Annotated in this window: 12 protein-coding genes and 1 pseudogene; 4 read left to right on the top strand and 9 right to left on the bottom strand. The window is 58.5% G+C overall.

The features are described from left to right. Both EXR36_14680 and EXR36_14675 read right to left on the bottom strand, forming a co-directional pair. On the bottom strand, positions 1-255 hold a 255-nt coding region (locus EXR36_14680; GenBank protein ID MSQ60841.1), incomplete at its 3' end, for a hypothetical protein. Between the two features lie 6 nt (positions 256-261). Next, positions 262-1,485: a hypothetical protein gene (locus EXR36_14675; protein ID MSQ60840.1), complete on the bottom strand. Its 1,224-nt coding sequence runs from the start codon at positions 1,483-1,485 to the stop codon at positions 262-264. A gap of 117 nt (positions 1,486-1,602) precedes the next feature. Between EXR36_14675 and EXR36_14670 the strand changes: the two genes are divergently transcribed. After that, positions 1,603-2,154, top strand: coding sequence for a YaeQ family protein (locus EXR36_14670; protein ID MSQ60839.1), 552 nt, complete (start codon positions 1,603-1,605; stop codon positions 2,152-2,154). A gap of 176 nt (positions 2,155-2,330) precedes the next feature. Here the strand turns inward: EXR36_14670 and EXR36_14665 are convergent, their stop codons facing one another. The 7 genes from EXR36_14665 to EXR36_14635 form a co-directional block, all read right to left on the bottom strand. Beyond that, positions 2,331-3,218 (bottom strand): MBL fold metallo-hydrolase, encoded by an 888-nt coding sequence (locus tag EXR36_14665; GenBank protein ID MSQ60838.1) that lies wholly within the window; start codon positions 3,216-3,218, stop codon positions 2,331-2,333. Continuing rightward, on the bottom strand, positions 3,215-4,069 hold the full coding sequence (locus tag EXR36_14660) for an HDOD domain-containing protein (protein ID MSQ60837.1): 855 nt from the start codon (positions 4,067-4,069) through the stop codon (positions 3,215-3,217). Before EXR36_14660 ends, EXR36_14665 begins: the two co-directional genes overlap by 4 nt. Before the next feature lie 224 nt (positions 4,070-4,293). Continuing rightward, positions 4,294-5,790: an ATP-dependent protease gene (locus tag EXR36_14655; GenBank protein MSQ60836.1), complete on the bottom strand. Its 1,497-nt coding sequence runs from the start codon at positions 5,788-5,790 to the stop codon at positions 4,294-4,296. Between the two features lie 288 nt (positions 5,791-6,078). Continuing rightward, the gene (locus tag EXR36_14650; GenBank protein MSQ60835.1) at positions 6,079-6,645 is read right to left on the bottom strand and encodes a polyisoprenoid-binding protein; all 567 of its coding nucleotides are present in this window, start codon (positions 6,643-6,645) and stop codon (positions 6,079-6,081) included. A gap of 31 nt (positions 6,646-6,676) precedes the next feature. Further along, a complete protein-coding gene (locus EXR36_14645) occupies positions 6,677-7,231 on the bottom strand; it encodes a YceI family protein (protein ID MSQ60834.1) in 555 nt (184 codons plus the stop codon). After that, positions 7,228-7,785: a cytochrome b gene (locus EXR36_14640; GenBank protein ID MSQ60833.1), complete on the bottom strand. Its 558-nt coding sequence runs from the start codon at positions 7,783-7,785 to the stop codon at positions 7,228-7,230. Before EXR36_14640 ends, EXR36_14645 begins: the two co-directional genes overlap by 4 nt. Beyond that, a complete protein-coding gene (locus EXR36_14635; protein MSQ60832.1) occupies positions 7,782-8,090 on the bottom strand; it encodes an accessory factor UbiK family protein in 309 nt (102 codons plus the stop codon). The genes EXR36_14640 and EXR36_14635 overlap by 4 nt, the downstream gene beginning before the upstream one ends. A gap of 128 nt (positions 8,091-8,218) precedes the next feature. Here EXR36_14635 and EXR36_14630 point away from each other — a divergent pair, with 128 nt between their 5' ends. From EXR36_14630 to EXR36_14620, 3 genes and pseudogenes are all read left to right on the top strand, one after another. Beyond that, entirely contained in the window at positions 8,219-8,767 is a 549-nt protein-coding gene (locus EXR36_14630) for a hypothetical protein (GenBank protein ID MSQ60831.1), read from the top strand. A gap of 36 nt (positions 8,768-8,803) precedes the next feature. Then, positions 8,804-9,103 carry a hypothetical protein gene (locus EXR36_14625; protein ID MSQ60830.1) on the top strand — a complete coding sequence of 100 codons (300 nt, stop codon included), beginning with the start codon at positions 8,804-8,806 and terminating at the stop codon, positions 9,101-9,103. Positions 9,104-9,139: 36 nt separating this feature from the next. Continuing rightward, positions 9,140-9,316: pseudogene (locus EXR36_14620) on the top strand (P-II family nitrogen regulator).

Raw genomic sequence — 9,316 nt, 5'->3', positions numbered from 1 at the left:
TAGAAATATCCAGAACTTCGTCACGACGATCGCGATTTCCACCACGGACACCAAGAGCGCGAACTTGTAGGTGTAATTCCGCCAATTCAGTAGAGACCAACCCAGAGCGATATGCACCACCCACCATAGATCCAACATGATGTATTGGCCGGGTGGCACGCCTTCCTTCAATGCGAAGCCAATAGGCAGGAGGTATTTGATAACCAGTGTCCACGCGGCCAAGATGAAAAGGAAGTGAGCGAGAAACCGGATCATGGCCTGTCACCCTAACGCCGTAGCGGCTTCGCGCGTGAACCGGGCGATGGGGACATTCGCGGGACAGCTTCCCAAACAGGCTTGGCTCGCGCAACTCACGCAGGCCGCCGCACCTCCCTTCAACGCGGCGTATTCGGCCTTTGCGAGGGCGGTGTCTCCATAGTCCGCCGCGTACATGCGAGTACGCAACACTTCCGAAATGGCCACGCCGGCGGGGCAGCTTTCCTCGCAGCGATTACAACCAGGTAAGCAGTAATTGCCTGCGCGCATTCCGGCGTAGCGATGCAGAAGCTCCAAGTCATACTGGCTCACCTTCGTGGCGCCGGAAGCCACAACGTACTCGTCGATATTCGCCTTACTGCTCATGGAAATCACCAGAGCGTCCACGTTCGGATTCGACAACACCCAGCGAAACGCCGCCTGGGAAAACGTTCCCCCGGCGCGCTCATGGGGCCGCATGTCGTTCATACGCCCGCCCATCAATGTCTTCATGGCAATCACTCCGATGTCTTTCTTCTTCGCCTTCTCCAGCACGGCCGGCAGACCGGGTTGGATGGCCGCCCAATGAAAGGTATGGCGCAGTTTGTCGGTGAAGGAGGGATCTTGCGCGAAACTGTAGGCCACGAGGACGACGCCCACAATATCGTTTTCGATGGCGTAATCCAGGCACTCGATCAACCGCCCGCCGTGGCCCGACATGCCGCGAAAGCGAATCTTTCCCTGGCGCTTGGCTAGATCGGTGAACTCGCGCCATTCCGGGTTCTGCATGCGCGCCACGTCGTTAACTGCATGGTTGAAATATACATCCACGTAATCGGTGCGAAGGCGCTTCAGGCTGCCTTCCAGGGCCTTCATCATTTGCGAGGAGCGCGTGTCGCGCGCATCCGCCTTAATCTTTGAGGTTAGATAGACCTGTTGCCGCTTGCCTTGCAACGCTTCGCCGATGGCTTCTTCCGAGTCACCCCCGCGGTAACTTTCCGCCGAATCGAAGTAGTTGATACCCAAGGACAACGCATGGCGCACCAGCGCGTGGTCCGCCGTGCTCGCGGAGCCAAAGGAAATGTCCGAGACCTTGAGTTCCGTTCGGCTCAGGCGCGCGTAACGCCGGATATGCGCAGCGGCGCGTAACGGCGCGCTCGCCAGGCCCGCAGCGGCCAGCGCCGTAGCCGCGCTCAACGAAATAAAATCCCGCCGGTCAATCATGATGTGCCCGAGTGCTGCCGAAGGCATTACTGTAAGCTTTTCCGCGCCGGTCTGGTAGCCTTCGCGCCACTCACGGGCCGCTCGGTATGTAGCTAGGGGCCGCCCTCCCCGGTTCGCCCGCCACTCCAAGAACACACATCACACATGGCCCTCAAGGCAACCATCTTCAAGGCCGAGTTGCAGGTCGCGGACATGGATCGCAACTACTACAAAGACCACTCCCTCACGCTGGCGCGCCACCCATCCGAAACGGACGAGCGCCTGATGGTGCGATTGCTGGCGTTCGCCTTGCACGCCTCCGAGAACCTTGTCTTCGGCCGCGGTTTGAGTACGGAGGACGAGCCGGACTTATGGGAGAAAGATCTTACCGGTGTCATCAAAACCTGGATCGACGTGGGCCTTCCAGGCGAGCGCCGTGTTCGCAAGGCCTGCGGGCGCTCCGAATCGGTGTTCGTCTACGCTTACGGCGGCCGCGCCGCGGATTTGTGGTGGCGCCAGAGCGGGGCAGATCTTGCGCGCATCTCCAACCTTTCTATTTTTAGTTTGCCCTTCGCGGCGACCCAAGCGCTGGCCGGACTCGCCGGGCGCACCATGCAGCTACAGTGCACGATCCAGGAAGGCCAAATCTGGCTTGGGGACGCCAAGAGCGTCGTGCAGATTGACCCGGCCATCCTTAAACCTACAAACGGCGATTAACCGGACACGAAGTAACACAAGTAACACGAAGGAAGTACGAAGAAACACGGAGCGACCGAGGCTCACTAATCAGGTGAGGGCGATGCTGCTCCGATGTTTTTGATTTCCTTCGTTTGCAATAGCTTTTTCTAGGTTAAATAGGCCATTTAGGATTGAGTCAGCGCCCGAGAGTGCGCTCAAATTTCGATCTCCAGTCCTTCGCGTGCCAATATCACTTCCGGGCCGCCGGGAGACTGGGGAAAGCGCGACAGGGCTTGCGCAAACACGCGCTCCAGGTCCTCATCGGTGCGGGTGGGTTCGTGATGGGTGCAAACGAGGCGCTTGGCGCCCGCGCGTTTCGCCAATTCGATGCTGGTATCGAAGGTGCCGTGGCCCCAGCCGGTCTTGGTCACATATTCTTCTGGAGTGTAGGAGCAGTCCGCGATCAGCACGTCCACCCCGCGAATCGCGGCATCCAGTTGCGATTGCTGGTCCTCGATCATGCGCTGGTATTCGTCATGGCCCTCGTCGCCAGGCTCGTAGATGTTGCCGTAGGGTTCATGGTCCCCCGTGAAGAAGACCGATTTGCCATTGCAATCTATGCGATAGCCTAAATTGACCACTGGATGATTCATCAGCGTGCCGGTAACTTTGGCGTCTCCGATGGCGACGGATTCCCCAAACCCGACAGTGCGGTAGCCGATTTTCGCGCGCAGCTCGGCCTCTCTCACGGGGGAAAAGCTGTATTGCAGTTGCACCGACATTGCTTGTTCGGGGCCATGGCCGGAGACGATGTCATGGGCGCCGTGAATGGTGATGTGGTTACCCGGAATAAAAATCGGAGTAAAGAAAGGCAGGCCGTGAATATGATCCCAATGGGTATGGGTGATGAAAATATTGGCGCTCACGGGCAAGCGCTTGAGCAACGCTTGCGACAACGGGAAAATACCGGTGCCCGCGTCCAGGATGATCAGTGTGTCGTCGTCGGAGCGCACTTCGATGCACGTGGTATTTCCGCCATAGCGCTGGGTGGCCGGCCCAGGCGAGGGGATGGATCCGCGCACTCCCCACATGCGAACCTTCATTTGGTGCCCACCTGGGCGAATATGGCCGAATCGGCTACGATCTTCTCCAAGCTTCCCACCCCGGCGATTATGTCATCGAAGGTCGCGCCAAAACGCTGCGCCGCGGGCACCTCGTCATCGCGGAAGGGATTGCCAGAATCACCCACTTTCTGGCGCCGGCAAATCTGGTTCGCTACCCGCAAGCAGTCCAGCAACGGCGTGCTGGGAACGTCCAAGCGGTGATGATCGCGAATGCATTCCCCCAGGGCCGTGGGGAATTGCCACTTGGCGGCGAGCATGGCGCCCACGAGGGCGTGATCGGCGCCGATCACCTCGGCTTCGCATTCGTGTAGCGGCCTGCCGCTTTCGGCGCGCAGCTTCAGCGCCGCTTTGTACTCCTCCGCCATGAATTGCGCGAACACCACTTTACCGAAATCGTGGAGCAGGCCTGCGATGTAGCAATCGCCGGGGTCCGCTTCCGCCGCCGGGAACTGCACGCATAGCTGGCGTGCAAGCACCGAGGTTGTCAGAGAGTGCAGCAGGTACTTGTGCATGTCGAAGCCGGCTGCATTGGTGCGTGGCAATGTACCGGCGGCGGCAAAGCCCAAGGCGAGATTCTTGACGGTGTTGATGCCCAGGAAAACCACCGATTGGTTCACCGATGTGATCTTGCTCGGCAGCCCGTAGTAGGCCGAATTGATCACCCTGAGGATCTTCACCGTGAGCACGGGATCCTTATCGATGACCCCAACGATTTCCTTGGGCGGGCAATTGAGCTGCCGGGTTAATTCCAGGATCTTTTGCGCGGCGCGAGGAAAGGCAGGCATGCGCTCCACGGCACTCATGAGCTTGCGCTCGACGTCTGCGTCCAGGGAATCCATTACTTGCACGTTCACTCGCTCCAGTGTGTCGCGCTCTTCCGGCCCGGGGTAGGTAGTCATGGTCCGGCCTAAGGTAGCGCGCTTCGCTCTGCACGTTATCGGGAGGCGGCGCGCGAACTTCATAGCATTGTTGACAGACCGCGCCGGAGACCCGCTGGAGCGGCCCAGACCAGGGGAATCGGCTGTTATCCCGCGAAGCCAAGTTTCTCCCGTACTCAATCAACGCTGCGGCGCCGGTACTGAATGGCCTCGGCCATGTGCGAGGTTGTGACCTGGTGGATACCGGCCAGATCCGCGATAGTGCGGGCAACCTTCAAGATGCGATGATAGCCGCGGGCCGATAAATTCAATCGCATGATGGCTTTCTTCAGCAATTCCATTGCTGCGTCCTCGGCGGTGGCGAACTCTTCTACTTGCTTTGGTGCTAGTTGGGCGTTGGGGAGCCCTTGGCGGGCGAGTTGGCGGTCCCGGGCGGCCAAAACGCGTTGCCGAATGGCCTCGCTCGCCTCACCTGTGGGTTTGGCCGCCAGATCCTCGGCCGCAAGAGCCGGCACTTCGATGTGCAGGTCGATCCGGTCTAGTAAGGGTCCCGATATCTTGCGCCGGTAGCGCGAAACCTGGTCGGCGGTGCAATGGCAGCGGCCCGAGTAGTGGCCCAGATAGCCGCACGGGCAAGGGTTCATCGCCGCCACCAATTGAAACTGCGCTGGGAAATCTGCTTGGCGGGCCGCGCGCGAGACGGTGATGCGGCCCGATTCCAAGGGCTCGCGCAGAACTTCCAATACCTTCCGGTCGAATTCGGGGAGTTCGTCGAGAAACAATACCCCGTTCATGGCCATGGATATTTCGCCAGGGCGCGGATGGCTTCCGCCTCCGACCAGGGCAACGCCCGACGCGGTGTGATGGGGTGCGCGGTAGGGGCGGCGCTTCCAGTTCTCGGTCTTGAACCCATTGCCGCCGAGGGACTGAATAGCCGCGGAAGTGAGCGCCTCCTCCTGCGTCATGGGGGGGAGAATGCCGGGTAGACGCTCCGCCAGCATGCTCTTGCCCGTGCCGGGCGGCCCGCTCATCAACATGCTGTGGGCTCCCGCCGCCGCGATTTCCAGGGCGCGTTTGGCTTGTGCCTGACCTTTGACATCGGCGAAGTCCGGATAAAGGTTCGCGGCGGCTTGGAGCGGGGCCTGTGCTCTTTCGAGATCCCCGCGCCCCATGAGATGGGCGCACACTTGAAGAAGCGAGTGCGCGCTCAACACTTGCGCTTGCTCCACCAGCGCGCCTTCTTGTGCCGATAGTGTGGGGAGGATGAAGGCCCTGCCGCAGCGGTGCGCGTAATAAGTGGTGGCCAGAGCGCCGGAGATGGGGCGTAACTCTCCCGTCAGGGCAAGCTCTCCGGCGAACTCGAATTGCTGCAATCTATCCCTTGGAATGTGGCCGGAAGCGGCGAGAATGGCCAAGGCGATGGGCAGATCGAAGCGCCCGCCCTCCTTGGGTAAGTCCGCGGGCGCGAGATTCACCGTAATGCGGCGCGCCGGGAACTCGAACTTCGCGTTTTGAATGGCGGCGCGCACGCGGTCCTTCGCTTCCTTCACCTCGGCCTCGGGGAGCCCGACGATGGTGAAGCTGGGCAGGCCGTTGGAAAGATGCGCTTCCACCGTGACCAACGGTGCATCCATGCCGACCAGCGCGCGGCTAAAGAGGACGGCGAGAGACATGGTGCCGGTAAACCTAAGCCGGCCAAGCCGGAACCAAAACGGATGCACTCGCTTCGGCAACAAGCATGTTACGAACAAGGGGAGAAGCCCATTGTTTATCCCCCAGAAGGAACAAGGGGTGATCCCCTTGTTGATCCCCCGAAACCAGAGCGCCGTCCATCAAAATCTTCTCCAAATCCGTCAACACTGAATCCGTAAGCGCCTAAATGAGATGCAGCAAGTCTAGCGGAGAACCGCCAGCAAAAAGGGCGCTAAAAGCGCCCTTTGATCGCTACAAACCGAAGACGATCAATCCTTGATCGCTTCCACCTGAATGAGAATCTTCACTTCGTCGCCCACGGCGGGAACGGCGTACTTCATGCCGAATTCGGAGCGTTTGAGGGTGCCGCTCGCATTGGCACCGCACACTTCCTTCTTCAACATGGGGTGAATGCCGCAACGGAAATGCACGAGGGACAGGGTAAGAGGCTTGGGCACACCCAGTAAAGTGACCTCGCCGTCGATCTTCGACGGCGCGTCGCCGTTGTAGGTAATTTTGTCGGCCTTGAAGGTCATGGCCGGATAGATTTCGGTGTTGAAGAAGTCCACGCCGCGCAAGTGTTCCTCGAGCTTGTCGAATCCAGTGTCGAGGGTTGTGGTGGCGATGGTGACATCGATGGATCCGGTTTTGAGTTTCCTGTCGAGTACGATCTTGCCCTTCGTTCCGTTGAACCGGCCACGCTGGGTGGAGAAACCCAAATGGCTCACCTCGAAGAAGCTTGGGAAAGTGTGGCGCGAATCGATGGTGTATGAGTCGGCGGCGTAAGCGGCCGATCCGGTCATCATCGCAATGCTCATGGCCAGTACTTTTTTCATATCGAGCGCCTCTATCGAAAGTTAGCCCAACCTACTTTGCTCGTCCCAGAAACTTGAACTTCACTTGCACTTCTTCCGCGACCGTTTCGGGGTCGGACCAAGGGCCTTCCCCAATCCCGAAATCAGACCGCAGCAGCGTGAATCCGCCTTCGAGAGTCGTCCCGCCCGCCACGGTTTTCGCGGTGAAAGGCGCCGCCACGTCCTTCGATTTGCCCTTGATGGTCAGTTTGCCAGAAACCTCGTAACGTCCTGAGCCCAGGGACTTGATCGCGCTCGACATGAAGGTGGCCTTGGGAAACTCCTTGGTATTGAACCAGGGTTTCCGCTGCACTTCGGCGTCTCCCTCGGTGCTGCCGGTATCGATACTGCCGATATCCACCGAGAGCAGTGCTTTGCTGCTTGCAAGCTTGTCGGGGTCAAAAAAGAATTGCACATCGAATTTCTTGAACACACCATCCACGGGTACGTTCATTTGTTTGGATACGAATTTGATTTCGCTCTTGGCCAGATCGACCACCGTAACCGGCGCCGCCAAAACCTGGCAGGAGAGCAAAACGCCTCCAAGGCAGCCCCAAGGGGATTTCATCGTTTCACTCCTGTTGGATTCTTCAGAACGGGCAGCATGCGATGCAGCACCGAGTCGCGGTCTATAACGTGATGCTTAAGGGCCGCGACGACATGCAGGAACAAAAGAATCCACAACGTGATATTGAGGATTTCGTGCACCTCCTTGAGCTGTTCGGCGAGTTCCTTGTTCTTCGCAAGCAAGCCGGGAATGGGAAGCACACCCAGATAGACCACCTGAAATCCGAACGCGGAACTCATCAGCCATCCCGACAGAGGAATGGCTAACAACAACAGGTAAATCGCCAAATGGGTGGCGTGGGCCACGCCGTGTTGCCAGCGAGGCAGATTCGCGGGCAGCGGAGGTGCGGGATGCGCCAGGCGCCACAACACGCGGATGCAGGCGAGCAAGAAAAGGGTGACACCAGCCCACTTGTGCCATGAATACAGCTTGAGTTTTTGCGGACTCAGGTCCAATTCCACCATGTACAGCCCCATGGCAATGGAACCCAAAAGCATCGGCGCCATCAACCAGTGCAGAGCGATGGCAACGCCCGTGTATCGAGTGGCATTCATGGATGATCGCTCGCGGCCCGCGGCCCCGGAGCACTGCGAGCGGCCTCGAGTTGCGACACCTTAGCTTCCAAGGTTTCGAGCTTCTCGCGAGTCTGGGCCAGCAATTCGCGCTGGATGTCGAACTCCTCTCGCGTCACCAGGTTCATGTGGGAGAAGAAGCTCGCGAACAAAGCTTTTGCATTGCGATCCAGGCCCTTGGCCGGGCTATTGGCCAGCAGGCCGGAAAATTTCGACATTAAGTCTTCGGCGAATTTTTGGCTCATGACGGATTCATACGAGAAGCTTGGCAGTTCCTGGATGCGCATGAGTTTAGCAGAGCAAGTTTGCGGGTTCTGCGCCGCCGCCTTGTGCATCTTGCCCGAGAGCGCGCACCGTGGCGGTGCGCGCCTTTCTAGGCTCGATGTTAAGTGCTTGATGCAATGACGATTCGCACATGGCGTATGACGTGCACATGGACGCCGGGAAAATCTTGCCACTTAATCGAAAGGAATCTGTGATGCACAAAAACTTTGCGCGGACCATTTCTGTCCTTCTCCTGGGCGCATCCTCTTTGGCCGCTGCCGAAGAAGCGAGCCCTGCCTTCACGCTATCGAGCAACGCCTACATGGTTTCCGATTACCTGTTTCGCGGGCAAACCCAAGCGCGGGGCAGGCCAGCCGTTCAGGCGGGCTTCGACTTCGCGCACGCAAGCGGTTTGTATCTCGGAGCCTGGGCTTCCAACGTGAGCGGGAACCAATTTGCCGGGGGCTCCTTGGAGTTGGACTTTTATGGGGGATACAACGGCAAGATCAATGACGACGTGGGTTACAGCGCTGGTCTGCTCTATTACTACTACCCTGGTTCCAATTACAACAAGATCTACAACTGTGCACCGTGTATCGACGAGAAATACGACACGCTGGAAGCCAACGTGGGAGGGAACTGGAAATGGGTAAGCGGAAAACTCTCCTACGCCCTTACCGATTACTTTGGCATTAACTAGAATACGGCCGCATTAAAGGGTGACTCGAAGGGCACCATTTACCTCGAAGGCAATGCCAATTACCCGCTCATGGATGGGCTGACTCTGGTCGTGCACGCTGGCTACACCCGCTATTCCGAGGAACGTTCCGCCCCCATCAATGGCGAGACGGACCTCAGTTTTCTCGATTGGAAACTGGGCGTGAGTTACGCCATCAAGGACGGTTGGACCGTGGGTGGCTATTACGTGGATGCGAACAACAAGGACTTTTGGAAAGGTTCCGCTTCCGCGGCCAATGCGGATCTTAAAGATCTCAATCGTTCCACTTTTTACGTGACGATCGGGCGCACGTTCTAATCCGCGCCCGAATACCTATATCGAGAGAGACCACTCATGAAGCTTGTTACTGCAATCATTAAACCCTTAAAATGGATGTACGTGAAGCCCTGTCCGCCATCGGTGTGCAAGGCATTGCGGTGACGGGTTTTGGCCGGCAAAAGGGTCACACGGAACTCTACTGGGGCGCGGAGTACGTCGTCGATTTTCTTCCCAAGGTCAAGATCGAGGCTG

The sequence above is a fragment of the Betaproteobacteria bacterium genome, from assembly GCA_009693245.1.
GTDB lineage: Bacteria > Pseudomonadota > Gammaproteobacteria > Burkholderiales > SHXO01 > SHXO01.
This window is presented reverse-complemented; position numbering and strand designations above follow the sequence as displayed.